We start from the raw sequence: 18,462 nt of genomic DNA on the forward strand, positions 1-18,462 counted from the left end.
TTTTGCTGCTAACAGTTCGATAAACGACCATGAGGACAAAAATGCGCTTGATCATTCTCGGAACCGGAGGATGGGCAAACACCCATGCCATGAATTTTTCCGAAATCGCCGACGTAAAAATCGTTGCTGCTGTCGATACGGACGAGGTCCGGCTTCGGGCCTTCGCGCTCAGGCATGGTATCCCACTTACTTTCACGTCGCTTGATGACGCGCTTGCCTGGGGAGAGTTTGACGCCGTGACCAATGTCACGCCGGATCGCGCGCATTATTCCACGACAATGAAGATACTCGGCGCCGGAAAGCATGTCCTCTGCGAGAAGCCGCTTGCGGTTAACTACCGCGAAGCCAAAGAGATGGCCGACGCCGCCGCTGCGTCCGGCAAGGTCACGATGGTAAACCTTACCTATCGTAATGTAGCGCCGCTGCAAGCAGCGCGTAAGATGGTGCTGGACGGACGCATCGGCGCGATCCGCCACTTCGAGGCGTCTTATCTCCAGAGCTGGCTGGTCTCAAAGGCGTGGGGCGACTGGACCAAGGAATCGCAATGGCTTTGGCGACTGTCGACAAAGCACGGCTCCAATGGCGTGCTGGGCGATGTCGGTATCCATATTCTCGACTTCGCGGTTTTTGCCGCCGGAAGTGACGTCAAGGCGGCCGCATCGCATCTCAAGGTGTTCGACAAGAGCCCCGGAAATCGGATCGGCGAGTATGATCTCGATGCAAATGACAGTTTCCTGATGATGGCTGAACTCGAAAACGGTGCCGCTGGCGTCATTCACGCAACGCGCTGGGCGACTGGCCATCTGAACGAATTGCGCCTGCGCCTGCATGGAGACAAGGGCGCGCTGGAGGTGGTGCATACGCCTGAAGGTTCGACGCTCAGGGCATGTGAAGGTCCCGACGCGGACAAGGCAATCTGGCGCACGATCGAGGTCGAACCGGTCATCACCAATTTCCAGCGATTTGCAAACGCCGTACAAAAGGGGCAGCCAGATGAGCCGGGTTTCGGCCACGCCGCCAAGCTGCAATTCGTTCTTGACCACGCAGTGAAGACGGCCGGCGCTCTGACTGAACTTTAAGCGAAAGCGCTCCAGTTCAGATCCACCTCTGCAGGTTGCTCGTCTTTTAAGGCGAGGGCACCGGTTACGCGGCCTCCTTGGGACCGGTGCCGACGGCCTCGTACAAATTCCTCGACAGGGAAGTTGCAAAGGGACGCCGGCTTGGTCAGATGCGCCGATTCAGCTCATCTTCGCTGATCCCAAAGTGGTCGAGAATGATGCCGACGTTTCGGCGATGAGATTTGAAATAGACGTCGAAGATATCGCCAAGTAGCGGAACGGTTCCGCCGGCGGCGTCGATCCCGAGATTGACGGCCATGCGTGCGAGCTTGTGGGTGGGAATGCCGAGGCGTCTTGCCTCATCGATGATGAAAAGACCGATGAGGGATGCGGCAATGTCGCCGACGGCCGGGATAAGGCCGAGAATCGAGTCTGCACCGATCCGCACGCCGATGACAGGCAATCTGACAGCGGTATCCATCAGGCGCGCTATGCCGACGGCGCGCCGAATTCTTCCAAGTTCGATGGACGTCAGGTGTTTCGTGCTGGCGGAGGCTGGCATCAGCGACCTTTCGGCGTAAACGACCGTACCGCCCCCTCCAGCGAGGGCGCGGGAAGGATGTCATCGCATTGCTGCGAAATATTCCGACGCAGCGAAAGCCCGGTGCCATGATGATATTCCATGGCCGTGAAACGCGGCAAACCCGATAAGGTTCGCCCTCGAAAGCAAGGATCATCTCTCGTCGGGAACCACGACCAATTTGCCCACGAAGTTCTTCGCCATGAAGTCGGTCTGCGCGCGGTGGAATTCCGACAGCGGATAGGCGCCGCCGACGAGAGGCCGGATTTTCCGGCTTTCGATGTAGCCGACGATCCGGCGGAAGTCGGCGCGGCTTCCCTGGCTCGAGCCGTGCAGCTCCAGCTGCTTCAGATACATGGTCCGCAAATCGAGCTGAACGACCGGACCGGCGATGGCGCCGGCTGTCGTGTAGCGGCCTTCGGGGCGCAGGATCTTCAGGAGATCGTTGAACAGCGGCCCGCCGACGAGATCGGCGACGACATCGATCGGGTGGCCACGGCTGGCGGAATGGACGGCTTCCACCAGATCGCCCTTGCCGCGGGTCACCACCGCCTCGGCGCCGATATCGAGCATCGCCGCCTCCTTGCCGGGGCCTGCGACCGCGATCGGGATGGCGCTGCGGGCACGTGCGAGCTGGATGATCGCCGAGCCGACGCCGCCCGAGGCGCCGGTCACGAGGACGCGTTCACCGGCGACAAGCCTTGCCCGTTCCAGCATGCGCTCGCCGGTCAGATAGGCGCAGCAGAAGGTGGCGAGTTCGACGTCGGTCAGATCGGTTGCGACGACATGGGCGTTCTCGGCCGGCAGTGCCATGTATTCTGCATAACCGCCGTCGCGGCCATGGCCCATGTAATCGATGTCGGCGAGGCTGTCGTCGTCGCGGTTATAGATCGAGAAGTCGACCATGACGCGTTCGCCGATGCGCGCCGGATCAACGCCGGTTCCGACGGCGACGATATGACCGACCGTATCGGTGCCCTGGATGCGCGGGAATGTCAGCGTATTGCCTTGCCTGCGCCACGTGGAGACGGCCGATGGATCATCCTCGGTGCCGTAGGCGCCTTGACGGACCCAGACGTCGGTATTGTTCATGCCGCAGGCCGTGACGCGGATCAGAACCTCGCCGTCCGTGGGTCTCGGAACAGCCACGTCCATGCTGTAGACGAGCTTGTCCAAACCGCCATGGCCGGTGAGCAATACCGCAGCCATCTTTTCCGGGATCGTCATGCCGCTCTTCTCCCTCAGATGTTCTTGAAGACGGTTTCGATCGCATCCGCCGCGGCCTTGACCACGATATCGGCCTCCTCGCGTGTCAGGCAAAGCGGCGGGGCGAAGCCGAGGATGTCGCCCTGCGGCATGGCGCGGCCGATGACACCGCGTTCGAGGACGGCGGAGGCGACCTGCGGGCCGATCTTGCGGCCGGCATCGAAGAACGTGCGGTCGTCCTTGTCCTCGACGAATTCGACGGCCGCCATCAGCCCGTCGCCGCGGACTTCGCCGACGTTGCGGTGGCCGCCGACGGCCTTTGCGAGTTCCGAACGGAAATAGGCGCCGGTCGCGCCGGCATTCTCGACAATGCCGAGCTCGTCGATCAGTTCGAGGTTGGCAATGCCTGCGGCGGCACAGATCGGATGGGCGGAATAGGTCCAGCCGTGCCCGATCGCGCCCAGCTGATCGGAACCCTGCACCAGAACTTGCCACATCTTGTTCGACACGATCGTGCCGGAAAGAGGAGCGTAGGCCGAGGTCAGGCCCTTTGCGATGGTGATCAGGTCCGGCTTCATGCCGTAATGGTCCGAGCCGAACATCGTGCCGAGACGGCCGAAGCCGGTGACGACTTCATCGGCGACGAGCAGGATGTCATATTTGTCGAGCACGGCCTGGATCTTCTGCCAGTAGCTTTTCGGCGGCGGTACGATACCGCCGGTGCCGAGGATGGGTTCGCCGATGAAGGCGGCGATCGTTTCCGGGCCTTCGGCGATGATCATCTCCTCGAGCTTGTCGGCGCAATATTGCGAGAACTGCTCCTCGCTCATCGACCGGTCGGGGCGGCGGAAATAATAGGGTGCTTCGGTGTGTAGCACCGGTGCCCGCGGCAGATCGAAAGCGTTGTGAAAGAGCGCAAGGCCGGTGAGGCTGCCGGTCATGACGCCAGAGCCGTGATAACCGCGCCAGCGTGAGATGATCTTCTTCTTTTCCGGACGGCCCAGGACGTTGTTGTAGTACCAGATGAGCTTGATGTTGGTCTCGTTGGCGTCCGAGCCGGAGAGACCGAAATAGACGCGGCTCATGCCGGCGGGCGCGCGGTCGATGATCATCTTCGACAGCGTAATCGAGGCTTCCGTGCCGTGGCCGACATAGGCGTGGTAATAGGCGAGGTTCTTCGCCTGTTCGGCGATCGCATCGGCAATCTTCTGGCGACCGTAGCCGACATTGACGCAGTAAAGGCCGGCAAAGGCGTCGAGGCTTTTGCGGCCTGTCGTATCGGTGATGTAGACGCCTTCGCCGCCAGCGACGACGCGGGTCGGCGTCTCGCCGCGGGCATGCCCGCCCATATGGGTCGAGGGATGGAAGAAGTGATCGCGGTCCCAGGCGGTGAGTTCGTTGCTTCTATCGAGCATGTCGTAGCCTCTTTCTTGAAAATGGGGCGGCTCAGGCAGCCGTATCGATGCAGAGATATTTGAGCTCGGTGAAGGCCTCGAGCCCATGGCGTGAACCCTCGCGGCCGAGGCCGGACTGCTTCCAGCCGCCGAAGGGAATGGGAGCGCCGGTGATTTTCACGCGGTTGACCGCCACCATGCCGTATTCCAGCGCACGGCCGAGCCGCATCTGGCGGGCGCCGCTTTCTGTGACGATATAGGCGACGAGACCGTATTCGGTATCGTTGGCGCGGGCGATAACCTCGTCTTCCGTGTCGAAGGCGGTCATGGCCGCCACAGGGCCAAAAGTCTCCTCGCGCATGATCAGCGCATCCGCCGGCACATCGGTCAGCAGCGTCGGCTCGTAGAAGAGCCGGCCGGCCCTGTGGCGCTTGCCGCCGGTAACGAGCCGCGCGCCACGCGCCAGCGCGTCGGAGACGTGTTCCTCGACCTTGGCGACGGCGCGTTCATGCATCAGCGGTCCGATCTCTGCGCTATCTTCGAGCCCTGGACCAACCTTCAGTTCGGCAATGCGGTAGGCGAAGGCCTTGGCAAAGGCATCGGCGATGCGCCGCTGGACGAAGATGCGATTGGCGGCGAGGCAATCCTGGCCGGATGTGGCAAACTTGGCATTGACGGCGATCTCGACCGCCTTTGATATATCGGCGTCGTCGAAGATGATCAGCGGGGCGTGGCCGCCGAGTTCCATCACCAATTGCTTCAGGGTTGGTGCGCATTGGGCGGCGATCAGCCGTCCGATGCCGGTGGAGCCGGTGAAGCTCATGGCGCGCACGCGATTGTCGGAGCACATGCGCCCGACGATCGTAGCGGCATTGCCGGTGATAACGTTGAAGACGCCGGCGGGAATACCGGCGCGCTCGCCAAGCTCGGCAAGAGCCAGTGCCGAAAGCGGCGTTTCGGAGGAGGGGTGGGCGACGACCGTGCAGCCGGCGGCCAGCGCTGCGGCAGCCTTTCGGGTGAGCATGGCAGAGGGGAAATTCCAGGGCGTGACGATGCCGACGACGCCGAGCGCCTCGCGCCGGACAATCATTTCCGCGCCGGGCAGGTGGCTGGTGACGCTCTCGGCGTTCAGCCGCTTGCCTTCCTCGGCATACCATTCAACGAAGGAGGCGGCGTAATCAATCTCGCCACGCGATTCCGCAAGCGGCTTGCCCTGTTCGAGCGTCATGATCAGCGCCAGATCCTCTTTGGCCGCCAGCATCAGCTCGAACCATTTGCGCAGGATCGCCGCGCGGCTCTGCGGCAGCATCGCGCGCCATGCGGCAAAAGCCTCCGACGCAGCATCGATCGCCACCGCCGTCTCATCCGCGCCAAGGCTTGCAACCCAGGCCAGCGTCGCCGAAGAAGCGGGATCCGTGACCTCGAAACTTTTCCCTGATTGGCCGGCGATCCACCGGCCGCCGACATAGGCCAGATCGCGCAGGAGATGGCGGTCGCCAAGCCGCGACAGCGCGTCATGATAGGCGGGGCGGGCAAAAACGGCGGTCATGTCCATTCTCCTCGTGGCGGTTGACATCAGTCTTCCACGGGAGCGGGCGAGAGATTGTCTGTTGGCGGATGCGAAAAGAGAGAGATGGTCCAAAGGATGGCGCCCTGGCAGAGAGATTGTCTACGACGCGGTCTGTTCTTCACCGGTGGCGGTGAAGGAAGAGACCGGAAGGACTGTGTCCTCCTTCACCGTCTTGGTGACGATGTAGGTGAAGTAGCGGTCGATGCCGAGTTCGCGGTCGAGAAGCCCGTCGACCAGCCGCTGATAGGCATCGATATCGGGCGCGATGATCTTCAGGATGTAATCGACGCCGCCGCCGACCGACCAGCAGGCGACGATCTCCGGGATTGCGCTGATGGCCCGCTCGAAGCGTTCGAAATCCGCCTGGCGATGGTTGGCGAGCGTCACTTCCATCATCACGCTGGCGACCGGTGCGATCCGCCGCGGCGCGATGCGCGCGTGATAGCCGGTGATGACGCCCGCCTTTTCGAGCTTGCGCAGCCGCATCCAGCACGGCGTCGGCGACAGCCCGGCCTTTTCGGCCAGGGCCAGCTTGGTGATGCGGCCGTCGCGCTGGACGGCGTCGAGAATGCGCAGGTCGATGGCGTCGAGCTTCATGGTGCTTTCTTTAGAAAGAAATCATTTCAAACGCAGGGAAAAGACAATGGGAGCGCATTTTTGCATTGTCAATTGAACTGATTTTCAGCAGTGTTGAAATCATGACAAAGTGGCGCCCCGATCCCTCGCAACTTCGCCGGCCGGCCTATCTCTCGCTTGCCGAACAGATCGCAAGCGCGATCACGGACGGCAAGCTCTCCGACGGCACACGATTGCCGCCGCACCGCAAGATGGCGGATGATCTGGATCTTTCCGTGCAGACGGTCAGCCGCGCCTATGACGAGTTGATCCGCCGGGGGCTGATCTCCGGCGAGATCGGACGCGGCAGCTTCGTCCAGACTAGGCCGCGCGAGCCGGAACCGCCTTATCTGCCGGAACGGCTGGGCGAGGTAATCGATCTTTCGATCCTGAAACCGGTCTGCGAGCAGATCCATTTGGAAAGGCTGCGGCAGGCTTTCGGCTGGCTTTCCGAAAACCTGCCTTCGAGCTCGGCCCTTTCGTTCAGGCCGAACATGGTATTTCCGCGCCATCGCGCGGTCGCTACAGAATGGCTGGCGCGCTGCGGGCTGGAGGTATCGCCGCTGAACATCAGCGTGACGAACGGTGCGACATCGGGCATGACGGTGGCGCTGATGAGCGTCGCCCCGCCCGGCTCGACGGTCGCGACCGAAGCGATCAGCCATCATACGCTGGTTCCGCTCTCCACCTATCTCGGTCTGCACCTCGAAGGGCTGGCGATCGACGAGGAGGGCATGATCCCCGAAGCGCTGGACGAAGCCTGTCGAAAGGGACCGATCCGCGCCATTTTCCTGCAGCCCTCGGTGATCAATCCGATGGCGGCGCTGATGAGCGCGGAGCGCAGGCAGGCGCTCGCCACCGTCGCTGCGAAACATGATATCGCGATCATCGAAAACGACATTCTCGGCCCGATGGTCGAGGGTCGTGCACCGCCGATGGCCGCGTTTGCGCCGGAGAGGACACTCTACGTCACGAGCTTCACGAAAATTACTGTTCCCGGCCTGCGGATCGGTTATCTCACCGCGCCCGACCGCTATGTCGCCGCCGTCGCCAATCGGCATCTCGTCTCCAACTGGATGGCGACGCCTGCCATGGCCGAGATCGCCACCCGCTGGGTCAGCGACGGCACGGCGATGGAGCTGGTCAACTGGCAGCGCCGTGCCCTTTTGAGCCGGCACGCGATCGCGGCGGAGATGCTGGCCGGCCTGCCGTACCGGGCGCATCCGCAAAGCCTGCACGTCTGGCTGCCGCTCTCAGGCAATCATACGGAGGACGGCTTCGTATCGCAGGCAAGGCTGCGCGGCGTGGCGATCGCGCCTGGCAAATCGTTCCACACCGGCGATCAAGGCTGGACGCCAGCCGTGCGCATCTCGCTTGGCTCGACAACCGAAAGCGAGCTGCGGACGGGGCTCGGCATCGTCGCCTCATTGGCGCAAGGCAATCCGGAAGAGCTGCTGCTTGCGATCTGATGCCGCTGCCTTGTATTTGAGCGTGTGCAGAATAATTGTCATGATATTATTTTACGAATTGACATGATTTTGATGGACCGTCATCGTTAGGACATTGCTTGTCTCAACAGGGAGAGACATGAATGCTTCCGCCCATCATCCGCATCGACAACATCGTCAAGAAATACGGCCCGCTGACCGTGCTCGACGGCCTGTCGATGAATGTCATGCCGGGCGAGAAGCTGGCGCTGATCGGGCCATCCGGCTCCGGCAAGACGACGATCCTGCGCATTCTGATGACTTTGGAGACGATCAGCGGCGGCCATATCGAGGTCGACGGCGAACAGCTCTACCACATGCCTGGCAGCAGTGGGCTGGTGCCGGCCGATGAACGGCATCTGCATCGCATGCGCGAAAAGATCGGCATGGTCTTTCAGCATTTCAATCTGTTCCCGCATAAATGCGTGCTCGACAACGTGACGCTGGCGCCGATGCTGACGAAGGGTATCAAGCGGCCCGTGGCTGAAAAGCGGGCGATGGAGCTTCTCGATATGGTCGGCTTGGCCGACAAGGCAAAGAGCGTTCCGGCGCAGCTTTCCGGCGGGCAGAAGCAGCGCGTCGCCATTGCCAGGGCGCTGGCGCTGTCGCCGAAGATCATGCTGTTCGACGAGGTGACATCGGCGCTCGATCCGGAGCTGGTCGAGGAGGTGCTGAACGTCATGCGGCGGCTCGCCTCCGAGACCGACATGACCATGCTTCTCGTCACGCATGAGATGGGCTTTGCCCATGATTTCGCCGACCGTGTGCTGTTCTTCGATCGCGGCAAGATCGTTGAGGAAGGCAAGCCGAGCGACATCTTTCGCAATCCGACGCAGGAGAGGACGCAGACTTTCCTACGCAAGATCATTGCGGCGGGGCACCGCGTCTGAACTCAGACATTGCCCGCAAGAACAAAACTCAAGGAAAATCAGAGGAGTTGGGAACGATGAAAACAGGATATCTTTTGAGCGCCGCCAGCCTGTCGGTGCTTCTGGTCATGACGGCCGCCCCGGCCTCCGCCGCCGATGACAAGCTCGAGCAGCTGAAGGAGCAAGGCTTTGCGCGTATCGCCATCGCCAACGAGCCGCCGTTCACCGCCGTCGGCGCCGACGGCAAGGTGTCCGGCGCCGCACCCGATGTGGCGCGCGCAATCTTCGAAAAGCTGGGCATCAAGGAAGTGGTCGCCTCGATCTCGGAATATGGCGCGATGATCCCCGGCCTGCAGGCCGGCCGCCACGACGCAATCACCGCAGGCCTCTTCATGAAGCCCGAGCGCTGCGCTGCCGTCGCCTATTCCGAACCGATCCTTTGCGACGCCGAAGCTTTCGCTCTCAAGAAGGGCAACCCGCTGAAGCTGACGAGCTACAAGGACATCGCCGACAATCCGGACGCCAAGATCGGCGCGCCGGGCGGCGGCACCGAGGAAAAACTGGCGCTCGAGGCCGGCGTGCCGCGTGACCGCGTCATCGTCGTTCCGGATGGCCAGAGCGGCATCAAGATGCTGCAGGACGGCCGCATCGACGTCTACTCGCTGCCGGTTCTGTCGATCCACGATCTGATGGCCAAGGCAAACGATCCGAACCTCGAAACCGTCGCTCCCGTCGTCAATGCCCCGGTCTATTGCGATGGCGCGGCCTTCCGCAAGCAGGACGTTGCACTGCGCGACGCCTTCGACGCTGAGCTGAAGAAGCTGAAGGAATCCGGGGAATTCGCCAAGATCATCGAGCCCTACGGCTTCTCGGCCAAGGCGGCGATGTCGACGAGCCGCGAAAAGCTCTGCACCGCGGCGAAGTAACAAAGGGTAAGCAGCCGGCCATGCCATGGGCATGGCCGGATCGTCCTCGAACGATCTCCAGAGAAGAGAAGTGAGCTGCCGATGTCGGGATGGTCCGGCTATCTGACACTGATCCTTGAGGGCGCCCTGGTGACGCTCGAACTGACGATCATGGGGTCTGCGCTGGCGCTGGTGATGGCCTTCCTGGCGGGCCTCGGCCGCCTATCGCGCTTCTTCGCCGTGCGGGCTCTGGCGACGGCCTATATCGAGTTCTTCCGCGGCACCTCGATCTTCGTCCAGCTCTTCTGGGTCTATTTCGTACTGCCTTTCGCAGGCTTGACCCTGACGCCGCTGCAGGCCGGCGTGCTGGCGCTCGGGCTGAATGTCGGCGCCTATGCGGCGGAAGTGGTGCGTGGCGCCGTCAAGGCTGTCGGGCGCGAACAGTCGGAAGCCTGCATCGCGCTCAACCTTTCGCGATATCAGCGCATGCGTCACGTCATCCTGCCGCAGGCGCTGCCGCTGATGCTGCCGACCTTCTGCAACAATGCGATCGAACTCCTGAAGGGCACGGCTGTCGTGTCGCTGATCTCGCTGACGGATATGACGTTCCAGGCCCAGGTGGTGCGGGCGCAGACCGGCAATACGCTGGTGCCCTTCGCGACGATCCTCATCCTCTATTTCCTCATGGCCTCGGCGATCTCCGCGACGATGCGCTGGCTGGAGCGGCGGATGGCGCGCAGCCTCGACGGCATAAGGACCTGATCAGATGGAATGGGATTGGGACTTCGTCTGGCAGATCATGCCGACCCTTCTCGAAGGCTTCAAGATCACTCTTCTTGCGACCATCCTCGGCGCTGCCGTCGCCATGATCGCCGGCCTGGGGCTCGCCATTGCACGGCGATCACCGGTCGCTGGCATTTCCAGGACGGTCGCCTTCGTCTCAGAATTCATCCGCGGCACGCCGCTGCTGGTGCAGCTTTACTTCATCTTCTACGTGCTGCCGGATATCGGCATCCGGCTGGCGCCGCTGGTCGCCGGCGTCATCGGCATGGGCATTCACTATGCGACCTATACCGCCGAGGTCTATCGCGCCGGCATCGAGAACGTGCCGCGCGGACAATGGGAGGCGGCCAAGGCCACCAATCTGTCGACGCGCCAGGCCTGGATCCACGTGATCCTGCCGCAGGCGATTCCGCCGATGATCCCGGCGCTCGCCAATTATTTCATCGCCATGTTCAAGGAAACGCCGCTGCTTTCGGCGATCACCGTGCTCGAACTCATGAACCAGGCAAAGAGCATCGCCAACAGCAACTACCGCTACATCGAGCCGATGACGCTGGTCGGCGTCTTCTTCCTCGTCATCAGCCTGATCTCGGTGGTGGGATTACGCTGGCTCGAGGAACGCTACGCCAGGATGGATAACTGACCATGACCGTAGAGATCGAGATCATCGCTGCCGGCCGGCCGCCGCGGCTGGAGGATCGGCCGCTGGAAAAACGCATCGGCCTGGTCATCCTCGCGACCGACCACACGACGGAAGTCGACTTCCAGCGCATGGTCGCCGGCGCTCGCCTCGGGGTCTATGTCAGTCGCATCCATTATGCCAATCCGGTCACGCCGGAAAATCTCCTGAAGATGCAGCCGTCGCTGACCGAAGGCGCGGCACTGATCCTTCCGGACGAGGCGCTCGATGCCATCGTCTATTCCTGCACCTCCGCCTCGGTGGTGATCGGCGACCGGAACATCGAAGCGGCGATCCATGCGGCCAAGCCCGGCGTGCCCGTCGTGACGCCGACGGCTGCCGCCGTGACCGGCCTGAAGGCGCTGGGCGCCAGACGGATTTCGGTGCTGACGCCCTATACGATCGAGACCAGCCGGCCGATGGCGGATTATTTCGCGGAGCTCGGCTTTGCGATCGACCGCTTCACCTGTCTCGGCCTGACCGATGATCGCGAGATGGCGCGGATCGCACCGGACGAGATCCTTGCCTTCGCGCGCCAGGCGCTGGCACCGCAGTCGGACGCGCTGTTTATCTCCTGTACGGCGGTGCGGGCAGCAGAGGTCGCGGCTGGGATCGAGGCTGAAATCGGCAAGCCGGTCGTCACTAGCAATCTCGCGACCGCCTGGGCTTGCCTGCGGCTTTGCGGCGACGATGGGGCGCGGCCCGAACTCGGTCAATTGATGACCAAGTCCTACCGGGAAGGCTGAGATCATGGTGAGCACCTTGCCCGTTTCGCTGGAGGATATCCGCGCTGCGGCGCGCCGGATTACCGGCCGCGTGCTCGCCACACCGATGGTGCAGTCCGCTTCACTTGGCGAATTGGCCGGCGTGCCGGTCCATCTCAAGCTCGAACATCATCAGACGACCGGCAGCTTCAAGCTGCGCGGTGCGACCAATGCGGTGCTGTCCTTGTCGCCGGCCGAGCGCTCGCGTGGTGTCGTCGCGGCCTCGACCGGAAATCACGGCCGGGCGCTTGCCTATGCGGCAAAGGCGGAAGGCGCCGTTGCGACCATCTGTATGTCGCGGCTGGTGCCGGAGAACAAGGTATCGGAAATCCGCCGCCTCGGGGCCGATGTCCGCATCGTTGGATCATCGCAGGACGAGGCGCAGCAGGAGGTCGACCGGCTGGTTCGCGAGGAGGGGCTGGTGATGGTGCCGCCCTTCGACCATCCTGATGTCGTGGCCGGGCAGGGAACGCTGGGGCTCGAAATCATCGACACGGTGCCGGAGACGGCAATCGTGCTGGTGCCGCTCTCGGGCGGCGGCCTGGCGGCCGGCGTTGCCGCCGCAGTCAAAGGCATCAGTTCGACGACCAAAGTGATTGGCCTGACGATGGAGAAGGGTGCCGCAATGAAGGCGAGCCTCGATGCCGGCCGCCCGGTGCAGGTGGAGGAAGTGCCGAGCCTTGCCGACTCGCTCGGCGGCGGGATCGGCCTCGACAATCGCGTCACCTTTGCCATGTGCCGCGACCTTCTCGACGAGATCATCCTGCTGACGGAGGCGGAAATCGCCGCGGGCATGCGCCATGCCTATGCCTGCGAACGCCAGGTTGTGGAAGGCGCTGGCGCGGTCGGCATTGCAGCGCTTCTTGCCGGGAAGATTGTGGGGAACGGTCCTATCGTAGCGATCCTGTCCGGGCAGAATGTCGACATGGAACAGCATCTTCGGGTGATCAACGGGACTCAGCCGCTCTATCGCGAGGAGGGCCTATGAGCCGAATGATCATTCTGACGGAAGCGGAACTGAGAAAAATCATCGGGCTTGACCGAGATGCTGTCGCCTGCATCGAGGCCGCTTTCGCTGCACTTGCGACCAAGGCCGTCGCCATGCCGCCGATCCTGCGGCTCGACATTCCGGAATATCGGGGCGAAGTCGATGTGAAGACGGCCTATGTGCCTGGCATCGAGGGCTTCGCGATCAAGATCAGCCCCGGCTTCTTCGACAATCCGAAGATCGGTCTGCCGAGCACCAACGGCATGATGGTGCTGCTGTCGAGCCGAACCGGGCTGGTGCAGGCGCTGCTGCTGGACAACGGCTATCTCACCGACGTGCGCACCGCAGCAGCCGGCGCTGTGGCGGCAAAACATCTGTCGCGGAAAAATACGTCCGTGGCCGCGATCTTCGGTGCGGGCATGCAGGCGCGGCTGCAGCTCGAAGCATTGACGCTGGTCCGGCCGATCCGCGAAGCGAGGATTTGGGCGCGCGATGCTGCCAAGGCGCAGAGCGTGGCAGCGGAATTGGCCGCAAAGCTCGGCTTTCCCGTCACCGCGATAGCGGACGCCAGAGGTGCGGTGACCGGCGCTGATCTCATCGTCACCACCACGCCGTCGGAAACCCCGATCATCGACGCCGGCTGGCTGGAACCCGGACAGCATCTGACCGCCATGGGCTCGGATGCTGAGCACAAGAACGAGATCGATCCGGCCGCCATTGCGGTTGCCGACGTCTACGTCGCCGACAGCTTGAAGCAGACGCGGCGCCTCGGCGAGTTGCATCACGCAATCCATGCCGGCCTGGTCGCAGATGACGCGGTCTTTGCCGAGCTCGGCCAGATCGTCGCCGGCCGGACGCCGGGGCGGACGCGCAACGACCAGATCACCATTGCGGACCTGACCGGGACCGGCATCCAGGACACCGCCATCGCCACGCTCGCCTTTGCCCGTGCCGGCGCGGCAAATGCCGGGACCACGTTCGAAAGCTGACCGGCGCGGCGCCGGAAAAGAAGGGAAGAAACATGACCCAGCCCAAACTCAAATTCTCGCTCGGCGAATATGCCGCGCGGCTGGAAAAGACACGGCATGCCATGGAGACGAAGGGCTTAGACCTGCTTGTTGTCAGCGACCCGTCGAACATGGCCTGGCTGACCGGCTATGACGGCTGGTCCTTCTACGTGCACCAGGCAGTGATCGTGCCGCCGCAGGGCGAGCCGATCTGGTTCGGCCGCGGCCAGGATGCCAACGGCGCCAAATTCACCGCCTATCTGAAACACGACAACATCGTCGGTTATCCCGATCACTACGTGCAGTCGACCGAGCGCCATCCGATGGACTACCTCTCGGGCATCCTGACCGAGCGCGGCTTCGGTAAGCTGACGATCGGCGTCGAGATGGATAATTACTGGTTTTCGGCGGCGGCCTTTGCGGCGCTGCAGAAGCACTTGCCGAATGCGCGTTTCGTCGACGCGACCGCCCTCGTCAACTGGCAGCGAGCCGTCAAGAGCGAGACCGAGATCGGCTACATGCGTAATGCCGCCCGTATCGTCGAGGCGATGCACGCCCGCATCTTCGACAAGATCGAGGTCGGCATGCGCAAGTGCGATCTGGTCGCGGAAATCTATGATGCCGGCACCCGCGGCGTCGACGGGATCGGGGGCGATTATCCGGCGATCGTGCCGCTACTGCCGTCCGGCGTCGAGGCATCCGCACCGCACCTGACCTGGGACGACCGGCCGCTGAAGAAGGGCGAGGGCACCTTCTTCGAGATCGCCGGCTGCTATAACCGCTATCACCTGCCGCTATCGCGCACTGTCTTCCTCGGCAAACCGACGCAGGCCTTTCTCGACGCCGAAAAGGCGACGCTGGAGGGCATGGAAGCCGGTCTTGCGGTCGCCAAACCCGGCAATAGCTGCGAGGATATCGCCAACGCCTTCTTCGCCGTGCTGAAGAAATACGGGATCGTCAAGGATAACCGCACCGGTTATCCGATCGGCCTTTCCTATCCGCCGGACTGGGGCGAACGCACCATGAGCCTGCGGCCGGGCGACCGGACGGAACTGAAGCCGGGCATGACCTTCCATTTCATGACCGGTCTCTGGCTCGACGACATGGGCTTCGAGACGACCGAGAGCATCCTGATCACCGAGAGCGGTGTCGAGTGCTTCGCGAACGTGCCGCGCAGGCTGATGGTCAAGGATTGAGGCTGTCATGACAGAGATTGGCTTGCGGCCGTCGCCGATCAGCGCGACGGTCAATTTCGCTGCCGAGGGCGTCCAGCACGGCTTCCTGCGCCTGCCTTACAGCCGCGACGATTCCGCCTGGGGATCGGTGATGGTGCCGATAACGGTCATCAGGAACGGCAAGGGGCCAACGGCCTTGCTGACCGGCGGCAATCACGGCGACGAGTATGAAGGACCGATTGCGCTTTTCGATCTTGCCCGCTCGCTGAAGGCCGAAGAGGTGAGGGGCACAGTCATCATCGTCCCGGCCATGAATTATCCGGCATTCCTGGCGGGAACCAGAACCTCGCCCATCGACAGGGGCAACATGAACCGCAGCTTCCCGGGCCGGCCGGACGGCACAGTGACGGAGAAGATCGCCGACTATTTCAGCCGTGTGCTGCTGCCGATGGCGGATCTCGTCCTCGATTTTCATTCCGGCGGCAAGACGCTCGATTTTCTGCCGTTCTGCGCAGCCCACATCCTGCCGAACAAGCAACAGGAGGAAAAAGCCTTCGAATTCGTGAGGGCCTTTGCCGCTCCCTATTCGATGAAGATGCTGGAGATCGATGCGGTCGGCATGTACGACACCGCTGCCGAGGAGATGGGCAAGATCTTCATCACCACGGAACTCGGCGGCGGCGGCACCGCCACGGCCAAAAGTGCGGCGATTGCCAAGCGCGGCACCATGAACGTGCTGCGCCACGCCGGGATCGTCGCGGGCGCAGTCGATCCCGGTCCGACGACCTGGCTCGACATGCCGGACGGTCGCTGCTTCTCTTTCGCAGAGGAGGGCGGGCTGATCGAACCTGTCATCGATCTCGGTGAAGCCGTCACGGACGATGCCATCATCGCTCGCATCTATCCGACCGGGCGGACCGGGGTAGGCCCCCGCGAGATCCGCGCCGGCATGAACGGAATTCTCTGTGCCAGGCATTTCCCCGGGCTGGTCAAGGCTGGTGACTGCGTTGCCGTGGTGGCGATTGTTGACGGCTAGAACAGAATGGGTTTCGACGATCACACGTCAGGCAGCTTTCTGCGGTCTTGACCCGCTGGCGGCAGCATCGATCTGAAAGCGGTTTACGACCCCTTCCAGCGTCTGCGTTTGGCTGCCGAGCGCCCGGCAGGCCGAGGCGGTTTCGACGGCCATGGCTGCGTTGCGTTGCGTGACCTGATCAAGCGCGTTGACGGAGGCGTTGATCTCGCCTATCGCCACCGCCTGTTCGGAGGACACCGACACGATGCGGGCGATCAGGCCGGCAACCTGCTTGACCTGCCCTTCGATTTCCAGGAGCGCCTTGCCGGTTCGGTTGACGAGTTCCACACCGGTGGAGACCTGGGCCGAGGAGGTGGAGATCAGAGCTCTGATCTCCTTGGCGGCGTTGGCCGAGCGCATGGCAAGTTCGCGCACTTCCTGCGCCACGACGGCAAAACCTTTGCCTGCTTCGCCGGCACGTGCGGCTTCAACCCCGGCATTGAGCGCCAGAAGATTGGTTTGGAAGGCGATTTCATCGATGACATTGACGATGGCGCCAATCTGAGAGGACGAGCCTTCGATCCTTTCCATGGCGGCGATTGCTTCGCGAACGACGGCCGCCGAATGTTCGGCGCTGGTGCGGGTCTGAGCCATCATGCCTGTCGCCCTGCCGGCATGGTCGGAGGCGTCTTTGGCTTTGACATTCATTTCATCGAGCGCGGCTGTGGCCTCTTCGAGCATCGCGGCCTGCTGTTCCGTGCGCGAGGCAAGGCTGTCGGCTGCATCGGTGATGCCGGCCGAGGAACTGCCCACTTGCTTGGAGGTCTGGGCGATCTCCGCCATCGACGCGCAAAGCGCGTCCATACTGTCGTTGAACTTGGCGCGCAAAGTCTCGTAGGCGGTGGCGAACGGCGTCGTGATCCGGCAATCGAGATTGCCGGTCGATAGCTGTTCCAGGCCGTATGTCAGCCGATCGATCACCGTTTCGCGGATCTGCTCCTCGGCTGCCCTTTCGGCCAGCTGGCTGCGTTCGCGCTCAAATTCCGCATCGCGTAGTGCGGTCTCGCGCCTCTGCGCCTCCTGCCGCTCGAGCGCGTTGCGGCGGAATACCGCCACGGCCTTGGACATGGCTCCGATCTCGTCGGACCGGTTGGCGTAGGGAACTTCGGTCGAAAAGTCGCCTTCGGCAAGGTTGCCCATATAGGCCTTCATGCCATCAAGCGGCACGATTGCTCGGTGACGCAGGAGATAAAGCCCCACCAGCAACAGCCCGAACGATCCGAGGCCCGCAGCACCCGCATAGATCGTCCAGGTGACGATCTCCGAGGCTGCATTACGCTCCTCGCCCTTCAGGAAGGCGTCGGAATTGGCAACGAGTTTCTCGACCGCGTCCTGGTGCGAATGAAAGGCGACGCGCAGCTGCTCGATCGCACCATGCGCCTTGTCTTCATCCTTGGCATTCAGGGCCGGGATGATCTCACGGTTCATCACCCCCCAGAATGTATCGCCCTTGGCGATGACATCGTTTTCAAGTTCGTCCTTCAAAGCCTGCGGCAGGCGGGTGGTTTTCCAATAGGCGCGGCGGTCGTCGTAAGCGGCCTTGAGATTTGCGATCTTGGCAAGATTGGTTTCTGTGAGCTCCGCAAATTTGCTCGCCTCGAAGGACAGCATGTAGGATTCGACCACAAACAGTGGCGGCGGCAGAATATCGGCGATCAAATCCTTGCCGTAGACGACCTGCTCGTAAACCGGCCCGTTGACTTTCAGCCGTTCGAGCGCCGATTGCTGCAAACCGATCGACATGAAAAGGCCGGCTGAAACGGCGACGCCAAACGCCACTAGACTACGAGCAATGGTAAGTGCCAAGACTGTCTCCAAATAACTTTTGGCCTCTCTGCTTCGAGATGCCTGATCTACGTATGGCATTATTTCGTAAGACCACTGAGATATGGTTAATTCTTTTAGACATCGGAACAAAATCAGGACCCTGAATACTTGTGGTGACCGAGATGGCTGAACCTCGACTTTCCGCGCGCAGTGCGAAGGCACGCGATCTTGCGCATCGGCTTGCCCGGCGCGAAAATCGCTCAACAGCTGACATCGTTGAGCGGGCTCTGGAATCGTATGAAATACGGGAAGCCGGCCGCGAGGCAGCCACGACCTTCTATGCTCGTCTTCTGCAGCAAAGTGCCACGGATATCGACCTTGAATCAGTTATCAAAGAGGACAGGCGGGCACACAAGGGCATCGAACTTTGATCTTTCTCGATATCAACGTCATATCGGATCGGCGCTGCTCGACGTCTCTCCGTCGAGCAGCCCGCTTTTGGTTGCTTTTGCCGACGAAACCGTATTAGAGGATAAGATG

18 protein-coding genes are annotated in these 18,462 nt (G+C 62.3%); 12 read left to right on the forward strand and 6 right to left on the reverse strand.

Annotated elements, in window-relative coordinates; translation table 11 throughout:
• Positions 1-41: 41 nt before the first annotated feature.
• Positions 42-1,079: a Gfo/Idh/MocA family protein gene (locus tag BS630_RS08145; protein ID WP_077977001.1), complete on the forward strand. Its 1,038-nt coding sequence runs from the start codon at positions 42-44 to the stop codon at positions 1,077-1,079.
• Between the two features lie 145 nt (positions 1,080-1,224).
• On the opposite strand, the gene BS630_RS08150 is transcribed toward BS630_RS08145, so the two are convergent.
• The 5 genes from BS630_RS08150 to BS630_RS08170 all read right to left on the reverse strand — a co-directional run bounded on the left by BS630_RS08150 (position 1,225) and on the right by BS630_RS08170 (position 6,405).
• Positions 1,225-1,620 carry a DUF4112 domain-containing protein gene (locus BS630_RS08150; protein WP_011648837.1) on the reverse strand — a complete coding sequence of 132 codons (396 nt, stop codon included), beginning with the start codon at positions 1,618-1,620 and terminating at the stop codon, positions 1,225-1,227.
• A gap of 171 nt (positions 1,621-1,791) precedes the next feature.
• Positions 1,792-2,865, reverse strand: coding sequence for an alcohol dehydrogenase family protein (locus tag BS630_RS08155; RefSeq protein ID WP_077977002.1), 1,074 nt, complete (start codon positions 2,863-2,865; stop codon positions 1,792-1,794).
• Between the two features lie 14 nt (positions 2,866-2,879).
• Positions 2,880-4,259, reverse strand: a complete 1,380-nt coding sequence (locus tag BS630_RS08160) for an aspartate aminotransferase family protein (RefSeq protein WP_077977003.1) — start codon at positions 4,257-4,259, stop codon at positions 2,880-2,882.
• A gap of 31 nt (positions 4,260-4,290) precedes the next feature.
• Positions 4,291-5,787 (reverse strand): NAD-dependent succinate-semialdehyde dehydrogenase, encoded by a 1,497-nt coding sequence (locus BS630_RS08165; RefSeq protein ID WP_077977004.1) that lies wholly within the window; start codon positions 5,785-5,787, stop codon positions 4,291-4,293.
• A 120-nt stretch (positions 5,788-5,907) separates the two neighbouring features.
• On the reverse strand, positions 5,908-6,405 hold the full coding sequence (locus BS630_RS08170; protein WP_077977005.1) for an Lrp/AsnC family transcriptional regulator: 498 nt from the start codon (positions 6,403-6,405) through the stop codon (positions 5,908-5,910).
• 101 nt (positions 6,406-6,506) lie between these two features.
• Here BS630_RS08170 and ehuR point away from each other — a divergent pair, with 101 nt between their 5' ends.
• The 10 genes from ehuR to doeB all read left to right on the forward strand — a co-directional run bounded on the left by ehuR (position 6,507) and on the right by doeB (position 16,116).
• Positions 6,507-7,892, forward strand: a complete 1,386-nt coding sequence (gene ehuR, locus BS630_RS08175) for a MocR-like ectoine utilization transcription factor EhuR (protein WP_077977062.1) — start codon at positions 6,507-6,509, stop codon at positions 7,890-7,892.
• Positions 7,893-8,014: 122 nt separating this feature from the next.
• Positions 8,015-8,800 carry an ectoine/hydroxyectoine ABC transporter ATP-binding protein EhuA gene (ehuA, locus tag BS630_RS08180; RefSeq protein ID WP_020047070.1) on the forward strand — a complete coding sequence of 262 codons (786 nt, stop codon included), beginning with the start codon at positions 8,015-8,017 and terminating at the stop codon, positions 8,798-8,800.
• A 56-nt stretch (positions 8,801-8,856) separates the two neighbouring features.
• A complete protein-coding gene (gene ehuB, locus BS630_RS08185; RefSeq protein WP_077977006.1) occupies positions 8,857-9,705 on the forward strand; it encodes an ectoine/hydroxyectoine ABC transporter substrate-binding protein EhuB in 849 nt (282 codons plus the stop codon).
• 81 nt (positions 9,706-9,786) lie between these two features.
• The gene (gene ehuC, locus BS630_RS08190; RefSeq protein ID WP_020047068.1) at positions 9,787-10,446 is read left to right on the forward strand and encodes an ectoine/hydroxyectoine ABC transporter permease subunit EhuC; all 660 of its coding nucleotides are present in this window, start codon (positions 9,787-9,789) and stop codon (positions 10,444-10,446) included.
• Positions 10,447-10,450: 4 nt separating this feature from the next.
• The gene (ehuD, locus tag BS630_RS08195) at positions 10,451-11,110 is read left to right on the forward strand and encodes an ectoine/hydroxyectoine ABC transporter permease subunit EhuD (protein ID WP_077977007.1); all 660 of its coding nucleotides are present in this window, start codon (positions 10,451-10,453) and stop codon (positions 11,108-11,110) included.
• A 2-nt stretch (positions 11,111-11,112) separates the two neighbouring features.
• A complete protein-coding gene (gene eutA, locus BS630_RS08200) occupies positions 11,113-11,892 on the forward strand; it encodes an ectoine utilization protein EutA (RefSeq protein WP_077977008.1) in 780 nt (259 codons plus the stop codon).
• Between the two features lie 4 nt (positions 11,893-11,896).
• Positions 11,897-12,898, forward strand: a complete 1,002-nt coding sequence (gene eutB, locus BS630_RS08205) for a hydroxyectoine utilization dehydratase EutB (RefSeq protein ID WP_077977009.1) — start codon at positions 11,897-11,899, stop codon at positions 12,896-12,898.
• Entirely contained in the window at positions 12,895-13,887 is a 993-nt protein-coding gene (eutC, locus tag BS630_RS08210; protein ID WP_077977010.1) for an ectoine utilization protein EutC, read from the forward strand. The genes eutB and eutC overlap by 4 nt, the downstream gene beginning before the upstream one ends.
• Positions 13,888-13,919: 32 nt before the next feature.
• The gene (doeA, locus tag BS630_RS08215; RefSeq protein ID WP_077977011.1) at positions 13,920-15,101 is read left to right on the forward strand and encodes an ectoine hydrolase DoeA; all 1,182 of its coding nucleotides are present in this window, start codon (positions 13,920-13,922) and stop codon (positions 15,099-15,101) included.
• Positions 15,102-15,108: 7 nt separating this feature from the next.
• On the forward strand, positions 15,109-16,116 hold the full coding sequence (doeB, locus tag BS630_RS08220) for a N(2)-acetyl-L-2,4-diaminobutanoate deacetylase DoeB (protein ID WP_077977012.1): 1,008 nt from the start codon (positions 15,109-15,111) through the stop codon (positions 16,114-16,116).
• A gap of 27 nt (positions 16,117-16,143) precedes the next feature.
• Here the strand turns inward: doeB and BS630_RS08225 are convergent, their stop codons facing one another.
• The gene (locus tag BS630_RS08225; RefSeq protein ID WP_077977013.1) at positions 16,144-17,961 is read right to left on the reverse strand and encodes a methyl-accepting chemotaxis protein; all 1,818 of its coding nucleotides are present in this window, start codon (positions 17,959-17,961) and stop codon (positions 16,144-16,146) included.
• Positions 17,962-18,104: 143 nt separating this feature from the next.
• On the opposite strand from BS630_RS08225, the gene BS630_RS08230 reads away from it, so the two are divergent.
• Positions 18,105-18,353, forward strand: coding sequence for a plasmid stabilization protein (locus tag BS630_RS08230; protein ID WP_077977063.1), 249 nt, complete (start codon positions 18,105-18,107; stop codon positions 18,351-18,353).
• The last annotated feature ends 109 nt before the right edge of the window (positions 18,354-18,462 follow it).

The sequence above is a fragment of the Rhizobium laguerreae genome, from assembly GCF_002008165.1.
GTDB classification, from domain to species: Bacteria; Pseudomonadota; Alphaproteobacteria; order Rhizobiales; family Rhizobiaceae; genus Rhizobium; species Rhizobium laguerreae.